The organism is Wolbachia endosymbiont of Wiebesia pumilae (genome assembly GCF_017869285.1).
Lineage (GTDB): Bacteria > Pseudomonadota > Alphaproteobacteria > Rickettsiales > Anaplasmataceae > Wolbachia > Wolbachia pipientis.
Genome location: NZ_CP054557.1, coordinates 941,380 through 965,195 on the forward strand (window position 1 = coordinate 941,380; position 23,816 = coordinate 965,195).

Sequence of the window (23,816 nt, forward strand, 5' to 3'; positions counted from 1 at the left end):
AAAAGGTAATAAGAAAGTAGAATAGGTTCAAGTAGTTGAAAAGGAAACTATGAACAAGAGAAGGAATTTGTTAAACATCTCAGACCTTACAGTCGATGATGTAGAAAATATAACTAAGTTGGCCAACCAGTACCTTAAAAAAGAAGTTGCAAATAGTCATATCTTGGAAAATAAGACAGTAATAAATTTATTCTTTGAAGATTCAACGCGTACACTTGCGTCTTTTGAAATAGCAGCAAAAAGCCTTGGAGCAAATGTTGTAACTTTGCCAATAAGATCTTCTTCTATTAACAAGGGAGAAGATCTAAAAGACATGATCAAAACATTAAATGCAATGAATCCTGATTACATAATAATCAGGCATAAAAGTAGTGGTATCATTAATACACTGGCAAAGTATGTTAACTGCTCGCTAATCAATGCAGGCGATGGAAGTAGTGAACATCCAACTCAAGCTCTTGCAGACTATCTTGTAATCAGCAATCACAAAAAGCAAATAAAGGACCTCAAAGTTGTGATATGTGGAGATATTCTGCACAGTAGAGTTGCAAGATCAAATATAAGATTGCTAAAAATGTTTGGAGCAGAGATAAACTTGGTCGCACCACCAACTTTGATTTGTAAGCATTTTCCTGAAGTAGATTCAGTCCATTATTCATTAATTGAAGGTATAAAGGATGCTGACGTAATTATGCTTTTGAGATTGCAGAAAGAGCGCATGAATAATAGTTCTTCAGAGAAAGAATATTTTTATTTGTATGGACTTGATTCACAAAAGCTATCATACGCAAAACCAGATGCGATTGTTATGCACCCAGGGCCAATAAATAGAGGGATTGAGATTAGCAGCGATGTAGCAGATTGTGTTATTTTACAGCAAGTAGAATTTGGATTGGCAATACGTAAGGCAGTGTTGCACTATTATAGGCCTTGCTAATATTAAAAGATGCTACACAACTAATGCAAAAAGGGGGGGCATGAAATGACAAGGCTTGTAAATGGTTTGAGAATGGCCATTAAGATGTTAAGGCCGAGGATATGGTGTGGAAGTTTTTACGAAAGCCTGAAGTCAATCAACAACCTTGCAGAACGGCAAATTAGACGGCTATCGTAAAAACAGCTTTTTCACCTGGTCGGAACATGGAGAAAGATTTGTGGAAAGAATGTTGTCGATATTTTTGACATCACGTCTCAATGGCCAAAATCCCTTCCAAAAGTTACGACTGCTTAGTTCTTTATTCATTCTCACAATCCGTGAACGGTTACAACCTAGATTCCAGTGGGCTTTGTTGCATCGCTAGCTATGATGGATTAAAGATAAAAAAGATAGGGAATATCAGTAGCTTATTATTCTGGTATTTATAACAAGAACGGTCAATGAATACCTAAATTTGAGTAAAAGAAATTTCACTACCATTTACCAATCCGGCTAAAATTCAAGAATTTCAATGCTTTAGCTATTTTCAATAGAATTAAATTTATTAATATAAATAACAAATTACTATTCTTAAATTTGATCAGATTGATTGCAAAAAAACAAGATTTTCAATAGGTTGCTTATAATCCTAACTATAGTTAGCCTTTCATAAGTAGCGATGCAACAAAGCCATTCCAGTGTCAGCTACTTTCATAACACCATATTACCTTAACAAAAGCAAATGTTCGTACAGATGTGCATCAGCTACTTTCATCTGCCACCTGCAAATTGCAATGTTCGTACAGTTATGTGTCACGCTACTTGGATGACACCGTTGAAAGAAATGAACCGCCTTTTCAAAATTGTTTTGAATAGAGGAATAACATTCACAAGTAAAATTTCATATTACCATTTTTTAATTTATGTATTATAATAAGCTTAATCTATAAGAAAAACAAAGTTGGAAAAGTTGGAAGAACTAAGCAAAAACTGGGTGATAAGAACGGGAAGATTTTTATCTTCATTGTTTTTTTTACTGTTGATTGCGCTATCAATACGTAGTTTTTTATTCGAGCCATTTCATATACCTTCTGGTTCAATGAAAAGCACCCTACTTGAAGGGGATTACATTTTTACTAGTAAATATTCATACGGTTACAGTAAACACTCCTTTCCATTTTCTCCAAACATTTTTAGCGGCAGGATTTTTTATACCCCTCCAAAGCGTGGCGACATAGTAGTTTTCAAACCCACAAGAAATGACAGCATCAGGTTTGTTAAGCGAGTAATAGGAACACCAGGTGACAAAGTGCAAATGATAGAGGGAGAATTATACCTAAATGATCAGAAAGTAGAGCGAAGGCAAATTGAAAGTTTTTTTGATTATGAGTCAAATCGTAACATACCAAGATATATAGAAACGCTTTTAAGTGGCAAGGAACATGAGATTTTGGTAGATGACATTTCTAATAAGCTATCATATAACACTCCGGTTTATTATGTACCTAACGATCAATTTTTCGTTATGGGAGACAATAGAAATAATTCTTTAGATAGTAGGTTTCCTGAAGTTGGTTTTGTACCAATGGAAAATATCATTGGGCGTGTAAGCATAGTTGGTTTATCATTTAAATTAGGAAAGGTCGATTGGTTACCATTTAATTTCAGGTTACCTGTTGCTTTGAGATTAAATAGGGTATTGCACAAGGTTGTGTAAGCTTTTTCTACCTATTTGTTAATTCACACAACTCTAAAGAAGAATTTTCTAACTCGGCGATAGTGTTGTTAATTTCATTCAAGTCATTGCCTTGTAAAGCGTTTTTTGCATTTTGTAATAGGTTTTTCAACTTTTAATCAGTGGAAAGGCTATTATTGTTTTCAACCAAGTGTATGAGTTTATTTCCATTAATTTTAGCACCTGCAAGGGAACGAGCCTTCATATCTTCGTCAAAACTGTTTATTGACTGGTTAACCATATTTTGAACATCAGCTTCACTCAAGCCAAAACTTGAATTTACTTTAACTGTCTGCTCAATTCCAGTAGTTTTTTCTCTTGCAGTAACAGTCAAGATTCCGTCAACGTTAACTGTAAATTCTATTTCAACTCTTGCAGAACCTGCAGGCAGTGGAGGTATACCTTTTAGTTCAAACTGCGCTAGAGATTTGTTATCCTCTATCATTTCACGTTCTCCCTGACAAACATGAATTTTCATTGCTGTTTGCCCATCAATATAAGTTGTAAACTCTTTTGTTTCTGAAACTGGCAGTGGCGTATTTCTTGGTATGATTTTTTCAACTATGCCTCCCATAGTTTCTATGCCAAGTGATAGAGGTAAAACATCCAGGAGAATATTCCTATCTTTTGAGCTCGAAGTTAAATCATGAGCCTGCAGAGCTGCCCCAATGGCAACTGCTTTATCTGGATCCACGTCATTTAGTACTTTATTTCCAAAGAGTTTGACTAGTGAATTTTGAACCAATGGTGTTCTAGTTGCACCACCAACTAAAATTACTCCTTTTATATTATCAATTTTAAGATCTATGTTGCTTATAGTACGAGTGACTATATTGATAGTCTTATTGACCAAAGAACTGATTGCCTGCTCGAATTCTTCTCTGGTAATTTCGCACTCAAATGGCTTGCCGTTAACATTAAATTCAAAGATACCTATAGTGTGATTGCTTAGGTACTCTTTCACAGAGCGTGATTCGATAAGTAAGGAATTTAGTTGCTTAGCCGTCTTTTCTCTATACTTATCAATCACAATTGAACTCAGCAAATGATCAAAATCATCACCGCCGAGTTTGGTGTCACCACCAACCGCAAGGACTTGAAACACTCCTTGGTGCAATTTCAATATCGAAATATCGAACGTTCCTCCACCAAGGTCATAAACTGCATATATTCCACTGCTATTGTTCTTTTCAATGGAGTAAGAAAGCGCTGCAGCGGTTGGCTCGTTAACGAGGCGAAGAACTTCTATTCCAGCTAATTTTGCCGCATATTTGGTTGCGTTACGTGCTGAATCGTCAAAGTAAGCTGGCACAGTAATCACTGCTTTTTTTACTTCCAGCCCCTTAGACTTTTTTACCCTCTCACATAAAGCTTTTAATATCTCAGCAGAAATCTCAATAGGAGTAAGATACTTTTCCTCTGCGCATTTTATTCTAATAACTTTTTCGCTTTCATGATCTATTTCAAAATTGACGCCTTCTTTATTTAATTCTTCAACACTTTTACCCATTAAACGCTTTATTGAGTAGATTGCATTTTGACCGACATCGTAGCCAGTTTTCAATGTATTATTTTCATATGAAAGAGCAGAAGGCAGCAGTTCTCTTCCTTGTTCATCTTTAAATATCTCCACGTTGCCAGCTTTATTTACCATAGCAATCAAAGAATTGGTGGTGCCAAGGTCTATACCAAAAACTACTTCACTTGAATTTGGTTCAGAAATTTGAATTGGTTGCATTCTTTTTCACCTCCTCAAATGACTTATATAAATATTTCAATCTTAAGACTTGTGTAGCAGCTCCATCAAAATTCTTTACAGCAAAAGTGTTAATTAGGTTTTTAACGCAATCTTTTATTTTTTCATCAATCATCCTGCTTGCAAATTGTAGATCGTCGCAGTCCAGCAAATACTCTCTTATTTCCATTGATTCACTTAATATTTCAGAATTTAAGTGGTCCTTTTGGCTTTTCACATCAAAAAAATCCAGCAAATGCTCAGCACGCTTTAGCGGTGACTTTAGTATCTGATAAGCTCTGTTAATATTTTCCATGTTTTGGGACTGTCTTTCATTTATATCAGTCCTGCTTAGCTCGATATATTTTTTCTCTAACTCATCAAAACTGATATTGAAAGCTGGTTCAATTTCAAACAATGCAAAATAGTTGCTAGACATGAAAACTCTCTCCACAACCACATTTTCCTTTCTCATTAGGATTTTTGAAAACAAAACCCGATGAAAATTTTTCTTCTACATAATCCATTTCAGAGCCAAGAATAAACATGACGGATTTTGGATCGATTAACACTTTAACTTTTTGGCCATCACTACAGTTTTCCTCAATTATCGACTCTAAAGGACGAGTATCATATGCATATTCAATATCATATTTTAAACCAGAACATCCTTTTTGCTTAATTAGCACTCTTATTCCTATTGCTTCTTCCGGTTTCTCAAGGTTAGCATGCTTTTTTTGATCCAATAAATACCTTATCCTTTCTACTGCTTCCGCAGTTATAGTGATAAGTTTTTTATTCTTTTTTACAGTTTCACCTCCGCCTACTTCTTGATATTCACCCATGTTCGTAGCTTCTTAATTCTTTTGTTTACTTTGATAGTCATGAATAGCAGCCTTTATAGCATCTTCAGCAAGTACCGAACAGTGTATCTTCACTGGAGGTAAAGACAACTCTTCCACTATTTGAGTATTCTTTATCTGTGTAACGTCACTGATGCTTCTTCCCTTTATCATCTCTGTTAACAAGGAACTTGAAGCAATGGCAGAACCGCAACCAAAAGTTTTAAATTTTGCATCTTCAATAACACCTTTGTCATTGACCTTTATCTGCAATTTCATTACATCACCGCACGATGGTGCACCAACTAGGCCAGTACCAACATTTGGATCATTTTTATCCAGAGAGCCAACATTCCTTGGATTTTCGTAATGATCTAAAATTTTCTCATTATAACTCATAAAATTACCTGTGAACCGCTATTCTACATTATAACATATTTAGGTTAAAAACTAAAGTAAAATACACTCAAAAAGTGTAATTTTTGTAAGGTAAAATTGTAGTTTTTGAGTGCATTTTACTTTACAAATTCACGTAGTGCATGTCATTCTTTATATTGTAATTAAGTTTATAATTTAAAAAGGAGTATCCCTTGAGTTTGTTTAGTAACCTTTATCAGGGCCTGTTAAAAACTTCTTCTCGCTTTAGCGACGGGGTGAAAAGTATTTTTTCTGGCAAAAAAAAATTAGATCAGTCGCTTTTAGATGAATTAGAAGAATTGCTAATTAGCATGGATATTGGTCATAAAACTTCCAAGTTGATTATCGATAGGCTCACAAGCATCAAATTTGACAAGGAAGTTGAGTATAATACCATCACACAGCAGCTAATGAGCGAAATAGAATCGATATTGAACCCTGCTGTGCAACCGCTAATTTTAAACAAAAAACCACATATAATAATGGTATGCGGAGTAAATGGTAACGGTAAAACTACGACTATAGGTAAGCTCGCATATAAATATAAGGAAATGGGAAAATCCGTTATGCTTGTTGCATGCGACACATTTAGAGCTGCTGCTAGTGAACAATTAAACATTTGGGCAGAACGTTCTGATTGCTTGATTGTTACTGGAGAGTACGGTAGCGACTCTGCAAGTGTGGCATATAGAGCTGTAAGTCAAGCTATAAAAGATAACGTTGATGTTGTTCTAATTGACACAGCAGGAAGGCTGCAAAATAATGTGAACCTTATGGAGGAGTTATCAAAAATATATAGAACGATAAAGAAATTGGATGACACTGCCCCTCATGACGTTATTTTAGTTCTTGACGCAACTACCGGCCAAAATGCTTATAGCCAATTAGAAGCATTTAGCAAAATGGTTAATGTTACCGGGCTAATCGTAACAAAGTTAGATGGCACTGCTAAGGGCGGAGTGGTAATTGGACTTGCAGAAGCTTATAAGATAAAGTTACATGCTATAGGAATTGGCGAAAATATAGAGGACTTAAGGGAGTTTACTAGCAAAGAATTTGCTGAAGCGTTATTTAATTGTAATTAAAGACTTCTCTTAATTCCCTTACGTGACCAAGCTTGATTATTTCAATATCATGAGAAGAATAGTTACCATTTTTAGGCATAATTGCTTTTTTGAATCCTAACTTTTGTGCTTCTTTTAGTCTGAGATCAGCATGCGAGATGTTCCTAATTTCTCCTGAAAGTGCAACTTCACCGCAGATTATTGAAGAAGTTGGCAGCGGTAAATTTACTATACTTGAAATAAGGGAAGCAGCAACAGCAAGATCAGCCGATGGTTCCTGTATTTTGAGTCCCCCTGCAATGTTTAGGTATACCTCTTTATCATGCAAAAACATTTTGCAACGAGCATTTAGCACCGCGATGATCATAGCCAATCTATTAATATCCCACCCAACTACTGCCCTTCTTGGGGTTGCCATATTAGTTCCTGCTATTAATGCTTGAACTTCCATTAAAATTGGTCTTGAACCTTCAATTCCTGCAAATACGGCGCTGCCAACTACTTCTCTGTCATGGGCCATCAGAAACAATGATGATGGGTTATCAACAGGCACAAGTCCTGCTTCAGACATCTCAAAAACACCAATTTCATTTGCAGGGCCAAATCTATTTTTAATAGTACGCAAAATGCGATATTGATTGCTATTTTCACCTTCAAAATATAATACCGTATCCACCATATGCTCCAAAGTTTTAGGTCCAGCTATTTGTCCATCCTTAGTTATATGACCAACTATTAAGAGAGAAATACCATATTGTTTCGCAAGAATGGTTAATTCATGTGCGCAAGTGCGGACCTGAGTTACAGTTCCTGGTGCTGATGTAATTCTGCTATCATACATTGTTTGTATAGAGTCAATTACTAAGAATTTAATACTTTTGTTTTCCTTTATTGTTGCTACTACATCAGTTAAAGACACTGTAGATAAAAGCTTAATTTTAGGTTCATTTATCTTAAGACGCTTTGCTCTGAGACTCACTTGCTCTAAAGATTCCTCGCCGGATACATAAAGACATTCAAAAGAGGAAAGTTGCACAACATTAGCTGCAATTCTAAGCAAAGGGGTGGATTTCCCAATTCCAGGTTCGCCTCCAATTAAAATGCTAGCACCTTGAACGATACCCCCACCAAAAACTCTATCTAATTCTTCTATTCCTGTTAGAAAACGACTTGGAGTGATAATTTCGCTACCTGATAACGTCTTTATTAAAATTGGCGCAGATATACTTCTTTTGCCCGTTTTTACTGCTATTTCCTCAACAATTGTATCCCAATTGTCACATGCAATACACTTCCCTACCCACCTACCAGTGCTGTGACCACAGGATTGACATACATATACAGTTTTCATCAAAGCCAAAATTATTTTGTTGTAATTGTAATAAAAATTAGCTGAATATGCGAAGTAAATCTATGGCTAACCCAAGAAAGGGTTCCCTATGTCATACCGCGATTCATTCGCGGTATCTCAAAGCATAGATCCCGCTAACACGTAGCGGGATGACGGTTGTCGTTTAGCTACAAACGTTAAGAAATTTACCAAATGAAAAAAAAGGCAAAAGAAGCCCTGGGGTTATTATCCGCTTTAAAATATTGGCGTTTTTTATGTTTTAAACGCTTGACAAGCAAGATTAAGCTGCTTTTAATTGCAACTAACTTACGCTGCAAATGTTTAAGAAGTTTACTAAGCAGAAAAAAAGACAAAGAATCCCCGAGTTAGCTAGTCTTTTACTATCTCTGTCGAGTATTGGCATTTTTTGATGTCTTGTAACGCTTTATAAGCGCGTTCAGCTTATTTAGATAAAAATCTAGATGTAGATGAAGTTTTGTAAAGACATACAGTATCTATGTACTGCAAAAAATTAAACATAAGACGCCGATACATTAAGTAATCCTTACCTTTTAATCTGCAGATTGGCGAAAGCAAATACAATAGCTTCACTATCATGATAAGGGCGCTGGCGAAGGGTGTCAAGTAAGTTTTTTGTTTCTATTCCCAATGTTATATGGTTATGTAAGAAGTCTAATAGCAAATTTTTAAGTTCCTCTTTAACTCTTTAACCAGCGGGCTCGCATGAGGAGAGGAGAGTAAAGGTCCTCTTCCGTAGATATCTTCACACTTTTTTCTTCTTCTGTAGTTGGCGGACGAGTAAGAAAGTGAATCTTTGGTGCACCACTAATTATTGCCATTGGTGTTTGCTCCGCCCATTCTCCCATAACTAAAACAGCAGACGTTGCCAACGCATCAAGAAGATGGACTTGTGTTACTTGCAGTGGTTGATCATAAAGATCTGGCTTGCCTATATAGGAATAAAATGGTTCAAATCCACACCAACCAAGAGCAACGCCCGTAACCCCAAGGCGCATAGGTGTTATGTTACTATCTGTAATCAAAATACCAAGATGTTTTATGCAGTGTTTTGTCTTGAGATAGTTCCATATTGATAGAGCTGTTTTCTGAACATCCTTTGGGTATAAAATATACATTTCATTACCATTTGATTCATCAATACCAGCAGATGGAATTAAGATATTGTCTTTGATTGTTAAATAGATGCCGTAAGAATTATGGTCTACATCAACAATTGCATCAGCTTCTCTTTTGATTAGCTCTTCTTTAGAACAAGCAGTTTTGCAAACCACTTGTTTTTGACAAATAGAAATGATTTTTGATGTGATAGCAAGAACAACTTCCTCTCCTAGCAACTCTGAAACATAGCGATCAAGAACCTGCTCTAATACTTCCCCACATTCAATGCGGTGGGTATAAATTGCTTTAACATGCATATTAACGTATTAGCCTACATATAGTATAATCTTTCGTTTTGGTGAGAATAGTTTTATGCCATCCATCAAGAAGTGTTAAGTTGAAATATACATCACCTTTATAGGGTTTGTGAATTTCTGTTATGATAAATTCTGAGATTAGATCATACTCCAAAAAAAGATGCGCTATTTGTGCTCCACCAATCATGAAGACTTTAGAATTACTTTGGATTGACAAAAACTCTTGCATAGAAGAAATAATAGTGCATTTTACTCCTCTGTTAAAACAAGAATTTAATTTGTTACGAGAAAAAACAACAGGGATACGATCCTTTAATATGTTTTGAGACATAGTTTCAAATGTTTTTCTTCCCATAACAATAACTTGTTTGTCAGTCACCTGACGAAAATGATCTAACTCACTTGGATAATGCCAGGGCAATCCATTATTTATTCCAATTACCCCCTTGGGATCAACAGCCATAATTCCGATAACTATCATCCCTGTAAAGCAGCTTGAGCTACAAAGAATCGCATGTGATCACGCACATTATGCACTCGAAGGAAATCAACCTTGTTGTGCAATGCAGATGATAAAGCAATTGTTTCTAAATCTCGGTTAAAGACAGGTTCTGTAGAAAAAGAAGAAATAAATGACTTTCTAGAATGACCAACCAGAACTTTGCAGCCAAAATTTTGTAACGTTTCTATACTGCGTAAAATCTGGATATTCTGGTACATAGATTTGCCAAAACCAATACCAGGATCAATAATGATCGAGCTTTGATCAAAACCTAGGGCAAGTAACCTGTTAATGCTCTTTTCTGCCCAATTATTTATGGTATCAATTGGATCAATGTCACTTGGGATAATGTTGTCACTATGTGGTGGTATGGAGAGTGAATGCATAATAACGATACTACATCCACTGCTAGCAATCGCTTTTAAGGTATTATCATCTAGATCTCCCTTCTGATCGTTTACCCAGGCAATGTTGTAGTGTTCCAAAACATTTAAAATAACGTCTGACCAGAAGCTATCAATGCTGACTTTAATGTCACCAACTTTCATATATTGATTAAGGTCATCAAGCACTGGTTTTAAGCGTGCATATTCTGCTTTTGGAGTTTGTATTGAGGAGCCAGGTCTTGTTGATTGAGCACCAAGTTCAACTATGCTTGCACCATCTGATAACAGCCGCAGTGCCTGCTTGGTTGCTTGATCTGCATCATAATAAAGACCACCATCTGAAAATGAATCAGGAGTAATATTAACAATACCTACAAGCTCTGGTGAAAGCGTAAAACTCCTTAAAAAGCAATCCTTAATGTTAGGGTTAATAGTACCAAACGTTTTGTTAACTACTGCCATGGGACTCAGCATTGCCATCAAGTGAAGCAAAAATGGTCTGTTTATCAATTCTGGGTGAGGAATCTTAAGGTAGGGTGTATCAAGTGTCAGGTCATCCCATAACAAAATATCCAAATCAATAACGCGAGGTGCCCATTTTTCATAGACCTGCGGGCGGCCAATGTCACACTCAATTTGTTTAAGGCCCTTTAACAGCTCTTCAGGAGAAGAAGAACAACTTCCATACACAACCATATTTAGAAATGGCTTATTCCACTGAGGTGGAGCATCATTTGGTAAAATAGCCTTAGTTTCCAGAATAATTGAAGATTTTAAATTTTTAAAATAGCGTTCCTGCAGTAACTGAGCAGCCTTTTGTAAATGGGAAAAGCGATTCCCCATATTTGAGCCAATAGAAATGTAAATCATTCTTGCAACGCATTACGATAAGTAAAGAAAACACCTCCATGCACACTGGGGACAGGTGGTGCAACTTTGTGAATAGTTACGCCTATAGAAGAAATAATAAGCTTTTTTTGCATCACAAGGTTATTAATGGTCCTGTATATATCATGAGTTAAATGCTCGATTAAGTTGAATTGCTTGCTTTGAACGAGAGATTGAATACTCTGAACTACCTCCAAGTAGCATATAGTATCCTCAAGCCGGTCAGTTGTAAGTCCTAAAGGGGGGGATTTAAAGGTAAAATCAATATTAACACTAACTAATTGAGAATGATACTTCTCTTCTGCACTATAGCCTAAATGAACCCAAAGCCGTAAGTCAGATATAAGAAGATTACATGCAGACATTGCATTCCAACATCACTGAGTTTAAGCTACTTACAACTACTAACACACGCTAGCATTCATCATTCCATCAAGAAAACCCCACAAGAGCCTTGCTCCCTTTTGAGCACCCTGCATAACTTTATCTTGCTCTTTTTCATCTAGATCTTCAATAAGATTTGCACATTCCTCAGAATGCCATTCATCAGCATGCATATGGACCGTAAAAAATTGAAGAGAACGCTCATCACTTATTGAATAGTGTTTTTTTAAACCTTCAATTTTAGACTTGGAAACCTCTGGAGTTTGACGTTCGTAAGCGTACAAGGCTCCAAGACCTGCTGCAAAACCTGATCTTACAATGTCAAAGTAACCATCAATTAATTCTTGTGTCTCCTTAATCTGTGCACTTTCACGAAGATCAGATCGCGCAACGCCAAGCCCTTCAGCAAAACGTTTCCATAACTCTGGATGATTTTCATCACCTTGTTCCTCTTCTATTAAATTACCAAGTAAAACCTGTCGCATTTTTAGATCTGGGCACAGAAAATGTATACCACTGATGTAACGAGGAAACGCAGCAACGTGGTGATAATATTCTTTAGCATAGGTTTGTAAAGCTTGCAAGCTTAAGCTTCCTGTATTCCATGACTGGTAAAATGGATGATTTAGTAAGTGCAATTCATCTAACTTGTTATTTAGAGACTTAGTAAATTCCATCATTTCCCCCATTACATTAATATATAGTTCATATACTATAGTTTTCTCATTGTTACGATCATGCTAACAATGGTGGGATTGGTAGGACTCGAACCTACGGCCAATTCGTTATGAGCGAACTGCTCTAACCGACTGAGCTACAATCCCTTTTATCAATATTTATAATACACACAAAAGCAAATTTGTCTATTAGCTTATTTCACTATCAACCCAACTTAGCAGATCATTTGTTGCACCAATTTTGCGTGCAATTTCCTTACCATCTTGAAATATAATCAAAGTAGGTATAGATTGAACCCCATACTTACTTGGCACTTCAGTCCCTTCATCTATGTCGAATTTGCAGATCTTAATCTTGCCTTTTCTGTCTTTAGCCAATTGTTCGATACGTGGCATTAGACTTTTACATGGCCCACACCATTCTGCCCAAAAGTCTATCAGAACAAACCCTTTATAGTCAGTGACTTCAGATTTGAAATTTTGATCATTTACCGATGTAATATCATCACTCATAAAATACCTAAATTTTTGTAAAATATAGCGTATCTATTAGCAGTTAATCAACTAAATTCTTACCGCAGAGCTTGAAAAATTGCCCTAAAGTGTTTTGCACAAACAAAAAACTTCTATTACATCTGGTGGTTAAAGATATCCACGTTTTCCCAACCCATTAAGTCTAACTCAATACGAGTAGGAAGAAATTCAAAGCACTTTTGGGCCAATTCTTTTCTATTTTCACGTTCCAGCATTAAGTCTAGCTTTTCCTTTATCCTGTGGAGATACAAAACATCAGATGCAGCATAACTTTTTTGTTTGTCTGTTAAATTTTCATTTCCCCAATCAGAAGATTGCTGCTGCTTATTTAGTTTGGTATCAAGCAGCTCTAAGCACAACTCTTTTAAGCTATGATTATCTGTGTAAGTGCGAACTAAACGTGAAGCTATCTTTGTGCAATAGCACGGAAGTGCCCAAGTTTCCAAGTAATAACGTATTATGCTCACATCAAATCGCGCGAAGTGAAATATTTTAGTTATATTTTTATCCTCTAATATTTTTCTTAAATTTGGCGCTGTATAATCGTTCTTGAGTTGAACTAAGTGAGCGTTGCCATCATTAAAAGAGAGCTGCACAAGGCATAATCTATCTCTGCTATGAAGTAGCCCCATTGCCTCGGTATCAACAGCTATAGACCTTATATCATCTGGTATTGAACTAGCTGGCAAGTCGTCTTTATATAAAAATATTCCCATAAAATTAATACATTTTTTGGCACAATTGAAAACCTATGATAATCAAAAATGAGTCTTAAGTATACGAAAAGATCATAGAAGGAACCACGCAAATTTATGGGCTCTCACATTTTTCGTGTACACGGGGTTTACAAATCGCTGTATATGCCTATAATTAAGTAAATTTAGGTTAATTTAATTGCGGGAGTAGCTCAGTTGGTAGAGCGCAACCTTGCCAAGGTTGAGGTCGAGGGTTCGAACCCCTTCTCCCGCTCTTTGCTTTCAAAATCATTTCGTCAAAAATCCCTTGACAAACTCCGCCAGCCCCCTTATCATGAAACTGAAGCTATTTATTTATCTTCTCTGTACAGATTAAATGACAAAAAAACTCACGTATCTGGCGTCCCATGTTTAATTTTTTGCACTATGTGCACCTTATGTCTTTATAAAATTCTAGGTTTTTACCTAATATAAGCAGAAATGCGCTTATAAAGCATTTAAAACATCAAAAAACGCCGATTTAAAAAATGGATAGTGAATAACTAGCTACCCTAGGGTTTCTTTTGCCTTTTTTTCTGTTTAGTAAATTTCTTAATGTTTATAATTTAGATTAGTTGCGGCTTAAAAGCAACTAAATCGCGGTTATTAAGCGTTTAGAATAAAAAAACGCCATACTTGAAAGTATAATGTAAGTAATTAGCCAACCACGGGGCTTCTTTTGCCTTTTTTTTCGTTTGGTAAATTCCTTAATATTTATAGCTAAGAGAGCCCAAGAGAGGTGTCATTCCAGCGCGTGACGCTGGAATCCCAAAAAAAGGATGATGTCATCCCAGTGCGTGACACTGGGATGGCTTTGTTGCATCGCTCAAGTGAAAAGAACTGGCAGTTACTGACAAAATTCATTATAAATAGCCATTTAACTGTTGAAGAAAAAATATGCCACAAAAAATGAGAGTCAGTAACTGCCATGAATATAACAAATTTCTCCAAGAAAGAGGAAGCATTTTTTGTTATATCAATGACGCCATAGAAAATTGGTACGAGAATTGTCCAAAAATGCAGGGCGGCAACTATATTTATAGTGATAAAGTTGTGATTTTGGTGCATATAATCGTCAGTTTCTTTAGAATTGGTTTAAGACAAACAGTCGGGTTTATAAAAGGGTATTTGCAACAAATAGGAAGAGATTTGGCAGTTATCAGCTATTCACAAGCATCAAGAAGGTTTAAGAAACTTAATATTAAGATAAATGATTGCAGAATTGATAAAAATATAGCTCTTTCCATAAAAGTCCGGATGTGATAGGATAAGGGTAGATGATGATAAGGAGGTTGAATGCCAGCAGCATATAGTTATGATTTAAGAAAAAAAGCAATGGAAGCGCTAGACGAAGGAGAAAGCAGAGAAACAGTGGCAGCAAGATTTAAGATTGGACGAACTACTTTATGGGAGTGGCAGCAAAGAAGAAAAGAAACAGGAGACTTTCAATCAAAAAAACTTGGAAATGGGGGTTACAATCACAAAATTACCGACTGGAATACCTTTGCCAAATTTGCCAGAGAACACGGAGGAAAGACTCTATCGGAAATGGCTAAACTTTGGAACAACGTTAGTATCCAAACGATCTATCGAGCCCTTAAAAAAATTGGATTTACGCGCAAAAAAAGACATATGGATACAAGGAAAGGAACGAAGAAAAACGTGCTGAATTTTTGAAAATTATAGCGACAAAAGAACCTAAAAACTTAGTGTATATAGATGAGTCTGGCATTGATAACACCGAACTACGGATATTGCCAGAAAGGACAGCGGTTTTATGCCTTAAAATCTGGAAAGAAAACTCAACGAATCAGTATGGTTGCAGCCTTAAGTGGAAGAAAGATAGTTGTTCCGTTAACCTTTGAAGGCCACTGTAATATGGATGTTTTTAATGGATGGTTTGAGCAATTTTTGACACCGATCTTGGAACCTGGACAGATTGACCTTACCCAGAAAAAGTGGAGAGAAAGAAAGGAGTTTTTTCGGGTAAAATAAAATTTTGGAGGATTAGAAATGGCAAGAGAATATACGGCAGAATTCAAATTGGAAGTTGTTAAGCTGGCAAATGAACAAAGAAAGGTAGGTCAACCAGTTGCAAAAGTAGCAAGAGATCTAGGAATAAGGGATAGTGTATTAGGAAAATGGATGAAGAAATATAACGAAAAAAAGTCAGCGGCAAATGCATTTCCAGATGTAGCACCTTATGACAAAGAGAGATTTGATTTACAGAAAGAGTTAGCAAAAGTAACAAGAGAAAGAGACATTTTAAAAAAAGCCCTGGCCAGTCAAAAAGAGTAAAATATTTTTTCATAAAAGAGCATAGTAAACACTATAAAGTGCAGGAATTATGTAGGGTTTTCTGCTAGTGGCTACTATAAGTGGACTACAAGGAAAATAAGCAGTAGAGAATCAGCAAATAAAGAGTTATTAGCAGATATTCAAAAAATATATCAAGCTTCTAAATGTAGATATGGAGCTCCTAAAATTCATGCTGAATTAAAGGCTTTGGGTAAAAGTTGCAACTTAAAAACAGTGCAAAGTATTATGCAGAAAAATGGTATTCAGGCTATATTGAGAAGAAAATTTAAAATTAAGAAACAACAAACGGACAGTAGCTCCCAATATATTAGACCAAAACTTTATTGTCGATCAACCAAATAAAGTATGGGATTACTTATATAAAAACCAAAGAAGGATGGCTATATTTGGCAACAATAATCGATCTATATTCACGCATGGTAGTTAATGAGCAGTTCAATAAATAAACAATTGGTTATGGACTCTTTATTAATGGCCGTTAACAAGCGTAAACCTGCCAAAAATCTACTATTACATAGTGATCAAGGTTCACAATATACTTCGCAAGGTTATCAATATCTCTTATCCATAAAAAACATAGATGAGTCATAAAGGTTGTTGTTACGACAATTCTGTTGTGGAAAGCTTCTTTAGCTCATTGAAAAGAGAAATACTTATTGATACTTCACAACACTCTGCTCAACAAACTAGAACTGCAATATTTGAATACATAGAAATTTTTTATAACAAACAACGTCACTATTAACTATTGCATTCCTGAGAACCTGTCTTGAAAGGAACTAAGCAGCTAATTTAGCAAGCATAATAGTAATCATATTAAAGGAGATATTAGTTTTTGAAGTAAGAGGAGAATGCTCATAATCCTTGCTCATACGTCTAAAATTGGAAAGCCAAGCAAAAGTTCTTTCAACAATCCACCGTTTAGGAATAACTTGAAATCCTACAGCATCAGCTGCTTTTTTAGTAATCGTCAATAAACATCCTGTTTTCAATAAACAGTAATTTTGCAATTTACCAATATATCCCTGATCAGCGAGAAACCTTTGTAGCGTTGAAGCTTTTCGTTTAGCTTGAGTAAAAAGATTTAGAGCACCATCACGATCTTGAATGCCTGCACTATGAACATCAGCTGTAATAATTAGGCCTATTGTATCCACAATGATGTGACGTTTTCTACCCTTTATTTTCTTGCCAGCATCATATCCTCTGGATCCCCTTTTTGAGTGGTTTTCACTGATTGACTGTCAATTATTCCTACCGAAGGTATTTCATTTTTGCCAACCATTTTTCTTACCTTTTTTACTAACATATCGTGTATTTCTTCCAATTTGCCACTATTACGCCACCTGAGAAAATAATCATACACCGTTTTCCATGGCGGAAAATCTTTTGGCAGCATTCTCCACTGGCAACCACCTTTCATTATGTATCTTATTGCATTAATAATTGTTCTAATATTGTGCTTTCTTGGCCGTCCTACTGCACCTTGTGCAACACTTGGCTCCAAAATTTCCCATTCTTTGTCACTTATATCACTTGGATACATTTTTACCTACTATTTTTTACTTATCTCATCATATTCTCTTTCTCATTTCTTTTCAAGACAGGCTCTGAGCATTTTGATTCATCATTCTCTTTGTGAAAAACATTCCAAACTTTCTCTCCACTTTTTCTGGGTAAGGTCAGTCAGCTACTTGGATGACAGGGGAGGGAGGTGCTACCCTGACAATCGTCATCCCGCTACGTGTTAGCGGGATCTAGAGATACCGCGAATGAATCGCGGTATGACGGTCTGCAGCGGTATGACGTAGGGCTGCACTAGCTATATCATGCATTTTATTAACCGACACTATAAACAATATCCTTACAATTATGAGATTGAACCACAACTTGCTCAAGCGTTAAGCTGCTGCGTTTAGCGTCTTTACTGTGATTTTCCCCAAGAACATTTGTTCTTTCTCGTTTTATTTCCTCAATGAATTTCCCATTAACATCTTTAGGATCAATCTCTTCTTCAGAATATATAAGGTTAGTGCAATTTGTTTTTCTATAATAATGCACGCCAAGACATATAATTGATAATGCAAGTATACCAGAACCTATAAGTAATGATAATCCTATGTTATTAGTCAAAGGGTTTTGGTAAAATTTTTGTACACCATTAACACCATGTGTTGCAAGTAGCCCTAGAGGAAACGCTATATTTGCAGCAACTACACCAGTAAATAATGCAGTAAATATTGGTCTGTCGTTAATTACTGATTTTATTAGTTCTAGTAATTACTTTTTCGTCAATGTTAGTGAAGCCTTGTTTAGCTTCCCAAGCATTAAGTACAAAATTTGAATGAGTGCCATTGCTATATTCCAGTCTTACAGATTTTATAGCTTTATCTTTTGGCTGGTGCTCCAACACCTCAGCTAAAATTTTATCCGCATCTTTTTTTTGAATGGAATGTTCTTCAGTATCTATAAATTGCCTTGTTGCAAAAAATATTGGACCAATTGCAAGCAATGCAGCAAGTGCGATAACTGGTATAGTGATATATTTTGGGCTGTTTGTAAAAAATGCAATAAATTTTGCTTTATCTTGTAAATATAATAAAGCTGCAGATATACTGAGTATAATAGCACTTGCAGTAAAAATTATAAAGCCCTTCTGCTGCATGGAATACTTTGCTCTTGGCAAGAATCTGTTTGTTTTTTTATTTGTTGTGCCACCTACATCAGAATTTAGTGACAAAGACTCTTCAGAGTCATCTGTCTTATATGATGGTGGAGAAGTTGAAGGTACATTGCTAAGTTTGTTACTTGATTCTCTGCTTAACCGTGTTAATGTTTTATCAAGATCATCAGGATCATCAAATACTGTCTCTTGAGAAGGGGATCTGCTTAGAATTGAATTTTGACCATCTATTCCACTGTCTAAACTCTTTTTCGAAGATTTTGTATCTGGGTCTATAGTTGCATAAATAGGTTCTTCTGATCCATCACCAACTGATCCTTCCATATTTAAGTTTGCTGTTTCTTTATCATCAGACTCGCCATCAAACGGACTTGTAGAGTGTGAAATTTCATTTTTATCGTTTGTTCGTGGCACTGTGCTTCTAGGTGCTGGTGTCGGCAGTACTTTCTTGCCATCTTCATCCTTTTTTGTATAAGAAGTTGGTGTGACATTATCTCCGTTTTCTAATCCATGCATATCTGCTCCAAAATTAATTACTATGCTGCATTGATTACGCTATAGTTATTAAGATGTAGTAAATACCAGTTTACGGATAATTATTAGTATAGAAATTGTCTATCAAAGATCCTTTCATTCAGAGGGTAATCTTTGTCAAAGAGCAAAGTTATTGTGTTTTCATGGTCTTTTTGTATTTTTATCTGTGATATATTATGAAACTCCTTGTAATCTGATACTACAAGTGCTGGAAGGTTTTTTGTGTTGTTAATGTCAATTTGTACGATTGTATCGTTTGATATTAACGCTCCATTCCAATGCCTTGGGTAATAGCTATTGATAGAAGTGAGTGCAAGTAAATTTGAATTTAGCGGCAAGATTGGGCCACCGGCAGAGAAGTTGTATGCAGTGCTGCCTGTGGGGGTAGATAATATTACTCCGTCCCCTCTAAATTTTTCTACTTTTAGCTTATCATTAATAGTAATATTCATCTCTACTATTTGGTTCTCTTTTCTAAAAACGTATACTTCGTTTACTGCTATGTAATGATATCTCTTGCCACTTGTGTCTGTTGCTTCCATTTTTAGCAAAGTTAACTGAGTTGAAGTTGCATGCTCTATATGATCAATTAAATCTTCACTGCAGCTAAAGCATTTATTCATCAAAAACCCAACATTGCCAGTGTTTATCCCATACACATGCATGTTTTTATTTTCTATGACGTAATTGTGCAAAGTGCGTAGCATAAAGCCATCACCGCCAACAACTATCAATAGATCGATTTCGGACTTATTTTCTTCTGTTATATTGATAAAATTAAGTTTCTTTAATAGTTTAGATACTTCCTGCGATTTTGGTGATGGAGAAGCAACATAGCCTATATTTTTGTATTTATGCATGCTTCAGTAAACTCTCTAAAACTTAAAGAGGAGGAGAATTAGAAAATGCTTCCATATTTATCGTTAAACTTAGCTAATTTGCTAGTTTTACTTGCTAACCCGCTTGTCAAACTTCCAGTCCATGCAGGGTGAGTAAGAGGATCTCTATCAAGTTTTACCCTATCTCCCTCCTTTCCATAAGTGGAACGAGTTTCAAACTCTTGACCGTCTGTCATAACTATAATAATTTTATGATAATTCATTGTTGTTTATAAACTTTTAGTCAGCTAATATTCTAGTGAACTTAATTCACTAAGTCAATCATTATTCTAAAATATTGACAAAAAATAAATAAAGTAGTATATTTAATAAGGAATAAATAATAACTATCATGATTTTTGCTTTCCCCGGTCAGGGCTCTCAGTTTGTAGGAATGGGAAAGAGCTTATATAGTGAGTTTTCTGTTGCAAGACAAGTATTTAATGAAGTAGATAGCATATTGGATGGAAAGCTGTCTCATTTAATCTTCAACGGTCCTATTGAAGAATTAACCATTACAGAAAACGCTCAGCCAGCTATAATGGCAGTATCAATTGCAATGCTACGTGTTATGGAGCATGTGTTTGGCAAATCTCTTTTCACTGATCACAATGTTAAATATGTTTGTGGGCATTCAGTTGGCGAATATACAGCGCTGTGTGCTGCAGGAGCGTTAACGCTTGAGTCTGCAATCGAGCTGCTGAAAGTTCGCAGCGAAGCAATGCATGAAGCTTCACTGAAATGTAAAGGCGGAATGGTTGCGTTGCTTGGAGCAGAGATAAATGAAGTGGAAGATATATTGAAATCAGTTCAAATTGACGGAATTTGTGAAATTGCAAACGATAACGGTGGCGGACAAGTGGTTATAAGTGGCACTAGAGAAGCTCTTGAAATGTTACCCGATTTATTCAAAAACTCGAGTGTGAGGAAACTAATTAAATTACAGGTTAGTGGGCCTTTTCATTCATCTCTTATGAAACCTGCTGATGAAAAAGTTTTGGAGTTTTTGAAGGGTATTAAAATAACCCGTCCTATAGTTCCTTTGATATCAAATGTTACAGCTAAAGAGGAGAGTGATCCCAAAGTTATAAAAACTTTACTCGCCAAGCAAGTTGTAAGCAGAGTGAAATGGAGAGAAATGGTTTTGTATATGTCAAGCCGTGGCATTAACAAATTTGTTGAAATTGGCCCTAATAAAGTTTTATCTAATTTGGTCAAAAGAATTGACCAATCTATCAGTACAAAAAATATAGATAGTATTGGTGATATTAGACCTCTTTCGAAACTCATATAGACAGCTCAAAATTGTGAATTCCTGCTATAAAATTGAATCTTAAGCCAAAACGTTTTCTCCGATTGCGGTATCTGTCTGCAATAATTTTGAATCTTTTTAACAGACCAATTACATTCTCAACTACTACTCTTTTGCTTGCTAGCTCCCGATTTTCTACCTTTTTTTCCTTAATTAAGGGACTCTTTTTCATCCTTCTGTGTGGCAACTCGACATTTTTGTGAATTTTCTGAAAACCTCTATAGCCAGCATCGGCTAAAACTTTTATACCTTCTGATACATGCACTTTTGACTCCTTGAAAAGCCGAAAGTCATGCTTTCTCCCGTTTGAAAATGACGTACAAATAATTTTCTTGCTCTTCTTTTCTGCAATTATTTGGGTTTTTAGCGTATGTTTTTTCTTCTTTCCTGAATAAAATCTTTTCTGCTTTTTTTTGGTCTCTCTACAGGTGTTTCCGTTGCATCAATCACCAGAATCTTATATTCCACGTCGCTTTTTAGGAGTTCTTTTCGTCCTGGCAATGCGAAATCTGGGTGTTGTATTAGAGTATCCTCTACCCATTTTACAGTTTTATATGCCGTACTTTCACTTACTCCATAACTTTGACTTATGTGAAAATATGTACGGTATTCTCGTAAGTATTCTAATACCATGAGCAGCATATTCTCCTCGTTTAGCTTATTTTTCCTTCCTCCTTTGGCTTTCTTTTTTTTATTCTCTTCACATAAAATCCCTACCATTTTGTTAAATGTTGATCTCTTTACTCCTGTTAGTCGACGAAACTCCCCTTTATCGAGCTCTTTCACTATTTCATACTTCATTTCTCCTTACCTCAAAATTACTATTTTTACTACTTTATCCTAGTTTCGAAAGAAGTCTATTGACAGCTTCTTTAATGAATCATTAGTACTAACAGCGAAAAATTTAAAAGTTGGATTAAGTTAAAACACATCTATTTGATGTCATTCCGGTGCATAACGCTGCCTAGCTGGAATGACAGAGGGTAATGCAAGAAATCAACGAACTGCCTGTCATTTCGTTTGGTTTTTTAATTCCAAGTAGCTGTAAAATAGTAGGGGCAATGTCAGATAACCTTCCGTCTCTTAGTTTTAGATTATCGCAAGACACAATAAATGGCACTTTATTTAGAGTGTGTGCTGTATGAGGTGTATTATTTTCTTCATCGAACATACATTCCACGTTACCATGGTCTGCAGTAACAATTAATGCGGTGTTGCTTGACTTTTTAACAGCATTCAGCACTTTCGCAAGACAATCATCTACAGCTAGCACAGCTTTCTCGGCTGCTTTTATATTACCTGTATGCCCTACCATATCAGGATTAGCGTAATTTACAACTATCAGTGCGAATTCTTGGGAGTGAATTTTTTCTACAAGCTTTTCTGTGAGCTCGAAGGCTGACATTTCGGGCTGCAAATCGTAAGTTTGAACTTTTGGTGAGGGAATGAGTATTCTTTCTTCACCAGAGAAAGGTTCTTCTTTTCCACAATTGAAAAAGAAAGTCACATGAGCGTATTTCTCGGTTTCGGCGATACGTAATTGTCGTAATTTATTGTCTTCTATTGTTTGTCCTAGAGTATCAGCGAAAGAAGTAGGAGGAAAAATATAAGGAATTTTGAGATCTTCTTTATACTTCATCATACTTAAAATTGAAGAGAATTTTGCTACCTTAGCGTAATCTGTTTTGCCAAGCAAAATACTTGCTAATTGTATCATTCGATCAGCACGAAAGTTAGCCAACAGCACTCCATCTTCTGGTTTTATACCTTGATAATCACCTATTACTGCGGGCCTGATAAACTCATCAGTTATGTTATTTTGATAGTTATTCTCAATCAACGATACTGCATTATCATAACAAGGTGCCTTTGCAAATGCGATAGCCTCATAAGCTTCGATTGTTCTCTTCCACCTGTTGTCACGGTCCATAGCATAGTAACGCCCAGAAACAGTAGCAATTCTTGTGTCATTTCCCTTTATACTCTTTGTAAATTCTTGAATGCATTTTTTTCCTGAATTTGGCAATGTGTCTCTGCCATCTAAAAATGCATGTATCACCACTTTTATTCCATGCTGTGATATTTTATTTGCTAAAGTTGAAATATGCTTTTGATGCGAATGAACACCACCATCGGACACCAATCCCATTATATGGCATACTCCGTTCTTACTTTTTAGATCATTAATAAAACTTTGTAGATTTACATTGTTTTCTATTGTTCCAATCTCTTGATTAATGCGCTGAAGGCTTTGTATTACCACTCTACCACTGCCAATATTCATATGGCCAACTTCTGAGTTACCTATTTGACCACCAGGTAACCCCACATCAGTTCCACAGGCGGATAAACTGCATTTTGGATAATTAGAGCTAATATATTGCCAACAGGGTGGATTTGCGTTGCTAATAGCATTGTATTTACTGCTTTCTACTCCATTTCCCCAGCCATCTAGTATACATAAAACCACTGATTTAATGTTCATATAA

General features: G+C 35.8%; 24 protein-coding genes, 2 tRNA genes and 4 pseudogenes. 10 read left to right on the forward strand and 20 right to left on the reverse strand.

The annotated features are described in order from the left end of the window. Positions 1 to 49 precede the first annotated feature (49 nt). Positions 50 to 937, forward strand: coding sequence for an aspartate carbamoyltransferase catalytic subunit (locus tag HUB92_RS04960; protein WP_006280416.1), 888 nt, complete (start codon positions 50 to 52; stop codon positions 935 to 937). Between the two features lie 949 nt (positions 938 to 1,886). Next, positions 1,887 to 2,633 carry a signal peptidase I gene (lepB, locus tag HUB92_RS04965; RefSeq protein WP_010962911.1) on the forward strand — a complete coding sequence of 249 codons (747 nt, stop codon included), beginning with the start codon at positions 1,887 to 1,889 and terminating at the stop codon, positions 2,631 to 2,633. Between the two features lie 7 nt (positions 2,634 to 2,640). Here lepB and hscA read toward each other — a convergent pair. The 4 genes and pseudogenes from hscA to iscU all read right to left on the reverse strand — a co-directional run bounded on the left by hscA (position 2,641) and on the right by iscU (position 5,627). Then, a pseudogene (gene hscA / locus HUB92_RS04970) lies at positions 2,641 to 4,389 on the reverse strand (Fe-S protein assembly chaperone HscA). After that, positions 4,367 to 4,825 carry an iron-sulfur cluster co-chaperone HscB C-terminal domain-containing protein gene (locus tag HUB92_RS04975; protein ID WP_209473383.1) on the reverse strand — a complete coding sequence of 153 codons (459 nt, stop codon included), beginning with the start codon at positions 4,823 to 4,825 and terminating at the stop codon, positions 4,367 to 4,369. The pseudogene hscA and the gene HUB92_RS04975 overlap by 23 nt, the downstream one beginning before the upstream one ends. Beyond that, complete coding sequence (locus HUB92_RS04980) at positions 4,818 to 5,231, reverse strand: HesB/IscA family protein (protein WP_209472564.1); 414 nt, start codon at positions 5,229 to 5,231, stop codon at positions 4,818 to 4,820. The genes HUB92_RS04975 and HUB92_RS04980 overlap by 8 nt, the downstream gene beginning before the upstream one ends. Before the next feature lie 12 nt (positions 5,232 to 5,243). Next, positions 5,244 to 5,627, reverse strand: a complete 384-nt coding sequence (gene iscU / locus HUB92_RS04985; RefSeq protein WP_209472566.1) for a Fe-S cluster assembly scaffold IscU — start codon at positions 5,625 to 5,627, stop codon at positions 5,244 to 5,246. 191 nt (positions 5,628 to 5,818) lie between these two features. Here iscU and ftsY point away from each other — a divergent pair, with 191 nt between their 5' ends. Then, positions 5,819 to 6,730, forward strand: coding sequence for a signal recognition particle-docking protein FtsY (ftsY, locus tag HUB92_RS04990; protein ID WP_010962907.1), 912 nt, complete (start codon positions 5,819 to 5,821; stop codon positions 6,728 to 6,730). On the opposite strand, the gene radA is transcribed toward ftsY, so the two are convergent. The 9 genes from radA to HUB92_RS05035 form a co-directional block, all read right to left on the reverse strand. Next, positions 6,717 to 8,060, reverse strand: a complete 1,344-nt coding sequence (radA, locus tag HUB92_RS04995; RefSeq protein ID WP_209472568.1) for a DNA repair protein RadA — start codon at positions 8,058 to 8,060, stop codon at positions 6,717 to 6,719. The genes ftsY and radA overlap by 14 nt on opposite strands. Before the next feature lie 698 nt (positions 8,061 to 8,758). Further along, positions 8,759 to 9,496 (reverse strand): putative folate metabolism gamma-glutamate ligase, encoded by a 738-nt coding sequence (locus HUB92_RS05000; protein WP_209472570.1) that lies wholly within the window; start codon positions 9,494 to 9,496, stop codon positions 8,759 to 8,761. Between the two features lies 1 nt (position 9,497). Then, a complete protein-coding gene (locus HUB92_RS05005) occupies positions 9,498 to 9,977 on the reverse strand; it encodes a dihydrofolate reductase (RefSeq protein ID WP_209472572.1) in 480 nt (159 codons plus the stop codon). Beyond that, positions 9,974 to 11,254: a dihydropteroate synthase gene (gene folP / locus HUB92_RS05010; protein WP_209472574.1), complete on the reverse strand. Its 1,281-nt coding sequence runs from the start codon at positions 11,252 to 11,254 to the stop codon at positions 9,974 to 9,976. The genes HUB92_RS05005 and folP overlap by 4 nt, the downstream gene beginning before the upstream one ends. Beyond that, positions 11,251 to 11,637, reverse strand: a complete 387-nt coding sequence (locus HUB92_RS05015) for a dihydroneopterin aldolase (RefSeq protein WP_007548841.1) — start codon at positions 11,635 to 11,637, stop codon at positions 11,251 to 11,253. Before HUB92_RS05015 ends, folP begins: the two co-directional genes overlap by 4 nt. A gap of 39 nt (positions 11,638 to 11,676) precedes the next feature. After that, positions 11,677 to 12,333 carry a CADD family putative folate metabolism protein gene (locus HUB92_RS05020; RefSeq protein ID WP_022626367.1) on the reverse strand — a complete coding sequence of 219 codons (657 nt, stop codon included), beginning with the start codon at positions 12,331 to 12,333 and terminating at the stop codon, positions 11,677 to 11,679. Between the two features lie 70 nt (positions 12,334 to 12,403). Further along, positions 12,404 to 12,480, reverse strand: a tRNA-Ile gene (locus HUB92_RS05025). Between the two features lie 42 nt (positions 12,481 to 12,522). After that, positions 12,523 to 12,846, reverse strand: coding sequence for a thioredoxin (trxA, locus tag HUB92_RS05030; protein WP_209472576.1), 324 nt, complete (start codon positions 12,844 to 12,846; stop codon positions 12,523 to 12,525). Between the two features lie 116 nt (positions 12,847 to 12,962). After that, complete coding sequence (locus HUB92_RS05035) at positions 12,963 to 13,583, reverse strand: ribonuclease D (RefSeq protein ID WP_010962900.1); 621 nt, start codon at positions 13,581 to 13,583, stop codon at positions 12,963 to 12,965. 180 nt (positions 13,584 to 13,763) lie between these two features. Here HUB92_RS05035 and HUB92_RS05040 point away from each other — a divergent pair. From HUB92_RS05040 to HUB92_RS07290, 5 genes and pseudogenes are all read left to right on the forward strand, one after another. Beyond that, positions 13,764 to 13,836 (forward strand) — tRNA-Gly (locus HUB92_RS05040). A gap of 519 nt (positions 13,837 to 14,355) precedes the next feature. Then, the gene (locus tag HUB92_RS05045; protein ID WP_209472578.1) at positions 14,356 to 14,514 is read left to right on the forward strand and encodes a hypothetical protein; all 159 of its coding nucleotides are present in this window, start codon (positions 14,356 to 14,358) and stop codon (positions 14,512 to 14,514) included. Next, positions 14,499 to 14,855, forward strand: a pseudogene (locus tag HUB92_RS05050) (transposase); the annotation flags it as partial. The gene HUB92_RS05045 and the pseudogene HUB92_RS05050, both read left to right, overlap by 16 nt. Before the next feature lie 42 nt (positions 14,856 to 14,897). Then, positions 14,898 to 15,539, forward strand: a pseudogene (locus tag HUB92_RS05055) (IS630 family transposase); the annotation flags it as partial. A 75-nt stretch (positions 15,540 to 15,614) separates the two neighbouring features. Further along, a pseudogene (locus HUB92_RS07290) lies at positions 15,615 to 16,693 on the forward strand (IS3 family transposase). Between the two features lie 6 nt (positions 16,694 to 16,699). Here HUB92_RS07290 and HUB92_RS05075 read toward each other — a convergent pair. Further along, positions 16,700 to 17,466 (reverse strand): IS5 family transposase gene (locus HUB92_RS05075; RefSeq protein ID WP_410543339.1). Its coding sequence is split into 2 segments (ribosomal slippage): positions 16,700 to 17,139 and positions 17,139 to 17,466, totalling 768 coding nucleotides; the frame shifts between segments, so codons are not numbered across the junction. On the opposite strand from HUB92_RS05075, the gene HUB92_RS05080 reads away from it, so the two are divergent. After that, positions 17,441 to 17,671 carry a hypothetical protein gene (locus HUB92_RS05080; protein ID WP_209472582.1) on the forward strand — a complete coding sequence of 77 codons (231 nt, stop codon included), beginning with the start codon at positions 17,441 to 17,443 and terminating at the stop codon, positions 17,669 to 17,671. The two genes, HUB92_RS05075 and HUB92_RS05080, sit on opposite strands and share 26 nt — an antisense overlap. 88 nt (positions 17,672 to 17,759) lie before the next feature. Here the strand turns inward: HUB92_RS05080 and HUB92_RS06835 are convergent, their stop codons facing one another. The 4 genes from HUB92_RS06835 to rpmE all read right to left on the reverse strand — a co-directional run bounded on the left by HUB92_RS06835 (position 17,760) and on the right by rpmE (position 20,239). Continuing rightward, positions 17,760 to 18,053, reverse strand: a complete 294-nt coding sequence (locus tag HUB92_RS06835; RefSeq protein WP_244663049.1) for a hypothetical protein — start codon at positions 18,051 to 18,053, stop codon at positions 17,760 to 17,762. 118 nt (positions 18,054 to 18,171) lie between these two features. Further along, a complete protein-coding gene (locus HUB92_RS05085) occupies positions 18,172 to 19,119 on the reverse strand; it encodes a hypothetical protein (protein ID WP_244663050.1) in 948 nt (315 codons plus the stop codon). A gap of 83 nt (positions 19,120 to 19,202) precedes the next feature. Continuing rightward, positions 19,203 to 19,997: an NAD kinase gene (locus HUB92_RS05090; protein WP_209472584.1), complete on the reverse strand. Its 795-nt coding sequence runs from the start codon at positions 19,995 to 19,997 to the stop codon at positions 19,203 to 19,205. A 38-nt stretch (positions 19,998 to 20,035) separates the two neighbouring features. Then, positions 20,036 to 20,239, reverse strand: coding sequence for a 50S ribosomal protein L31 (rpmE, locus tag HUB92_RS05095; protein ID WP_007548602.1), 204 nt, complete (start codon positions 20,237 to 20,239; stop codon positions 20,036 to 20,038). 128 nt (positions 20,240 to 20,367) lie between these two features. Between rpmE and fabD the strand changes: the two genes are divergently transcribed. Further along, on the forward strand, positions 20,368 to 21,309 hold the full coding sequence (fabD, locus tag HUB92_RS05100) for an ACP S-malonyltransferase (protein WP_209472586.1): 942 nt from the start codon (positions 20,368 to 20,370) through the stop codon (positions 21,307 to 21,309). Here the strand turns inward: fabD and HUB92_RS05105 are convergent. Continuing rightward, positions 21,302 to 22,128, reverse strand: a protein-coding gene (locus HUB92_RS05105) for an IS5 family transposase (protein ID WP_209472530.1) whose coding sequence is annotated in 2 segments (ribosomal slippage) — positions 21,302 to 21,741 and positions 21,741 to 22,128 — 828 coding nt in all. Because the reading frame shifts where the segments join, the coding sequence is not laid out codon by codon here. The genes fabD and HUB92_RS05105 overlap by 8 nt on opposite strands. A 163-nt stretch (positions 22,129 to 22,291) precedes the next feature. Continuing rightward, positions 22,292 to 23,812, reverse strand: a complete 1,521-nt coding sequence (gpmI, locus tag HUB92_RS05110; RefSeq protein ID WP_209472588.1) for a 2,3-bisphosphoglycerate-independent phosphoglycerate mutase — start codon at positions 23,810 to 23,812, stop codon at positions 22,292 to 22,294. Positions 23,813 to 23,816 lie beyond the last annotated feature (4 nt).

What these genes read in the sequence shown, in the direction of transcription:
- HUB92_RS04960 (WP_006280416.1), top strand. Translation starts at nt 50, where the DNA reads ATGAACAAGAGAAGGAATTTGTTAAACATCTCAGACCTTACAGTCGAT.
- HUB92_RS04975 (WP_209473383.1), bottom strand. Translation starts at nt 4,825, where the DNA reads ATGTCTAGCAACTATTTTGCATTGTTTGAAATTGAACCAGCTTTCAAT.
- HUB92_RS04980 (WP_209472564.1), bottom strand. Translation starts at nt 5,231, where the DNA reads ATGGGTGAATATCAAGAAGTAGGCGGAGGTGAAACTGTAAAAAAGAAT.
- iscU (WP_209472566.1), bottom strand. Translation starts at nt 5,627, where the DNA reads ATGAGTTATAATGAGAAAATTTTAGATCATTACGAAAATCCAAGGAAT.
- radA (WP_209472568.1), bottom strand. Translation starts at nt 8,060, where the DNA reads ATGAAAACTGTATATGTATGTCAATCCTGTGGTCACAGCACTGGTAGG.
- HUB92_RS05000 (WP_209472570.1), bottom strand. Translation starts at nt 9,496, where the DNA reads ATGCATGTTAAAGCAATTTATACCCACCGCATTGAATGTGGGGAAGTA.
- HUB92_RS05005 (WP_209472572.1), bottom strand. Translation starts at nt 9,977, where the DNA reads ATGATAGTTATCGGAATTATGGCTGTTGATCCCAAGGGGGTAATTGGA.
- folP (WP_209472574.1), bottom strand. Translation starts at nt 11,254, where the DNA reads ATGATTTACATTTCTATTGGCTCAAATATGGGGAATCGCTTTTCCCAT.
- HUB92_RS05015 (WP_007548841.1), bottom strand. Translation starts at nt 11,637, where the DNA reads ATGTCTGCATGTAATCTTCTTATATCTGACTTACGGCTTTGGGTTCAT.
- HUB92_RS05020 (WP_022626367.1), bottom strand. Translation starts at nt 12,333, where the DNA reads ATGGAATTTACTAAGTCTCTAAATAACAAGTTAGATGAATTGCACTTA.
- trxA (WP_209472576.1), bottom strand. Translation starts at nt 12,846, where the DNA reads ATGAGTGATGATATTACATCGGTAAATGATCAAAATTTCAAATCTGAA.
- HUB92_RS05035 (WP_010962900.1), bottom strand. Translation starts at nt 13,583, where the DNA reads ATGGGAATATTTTTATATAAAGACGACTTGCCAGCTAGTTCAATACCA.
- HUB92_RS05085 (WP_244663050.1), bottom strand. Translation starts at nt 19,119, where the DNA reads ATGCATGGATTAGAAAACGGAGATAATGTCACACCAACTTCTTATACA.
- HUB92_RS05090 (WP_209472584.1), bottom strand. Translation starts at nt 19,997, where the DNA reads ATGCATAAATACAAAAATATAGGCTATGTTGCTTCTCCATCACCAAAA.
- rpmE (WP_007548602.1), bottom strand. Translation starts at nt 20,239, where the DNA reads ATGAATTATCATAAAATTATTATAGTTATGACAGACGGTCAAGAGTTT.
- fabD (WP_209472586.1), top strand. Translation starts at nt 20,368, where the DNA reads ATGATTTTTGCTTTCCCCGGTCAGGGCTCTCAGTTTGTAGGAATGGGA.
- gpmI (WP_209472588.1), bottom strand. Translation starts at nt 23,812, where the DNA reads ATGAACATTAAATCAGTGGTTTTATGTATACTAGATGGCTGGGGAAAT.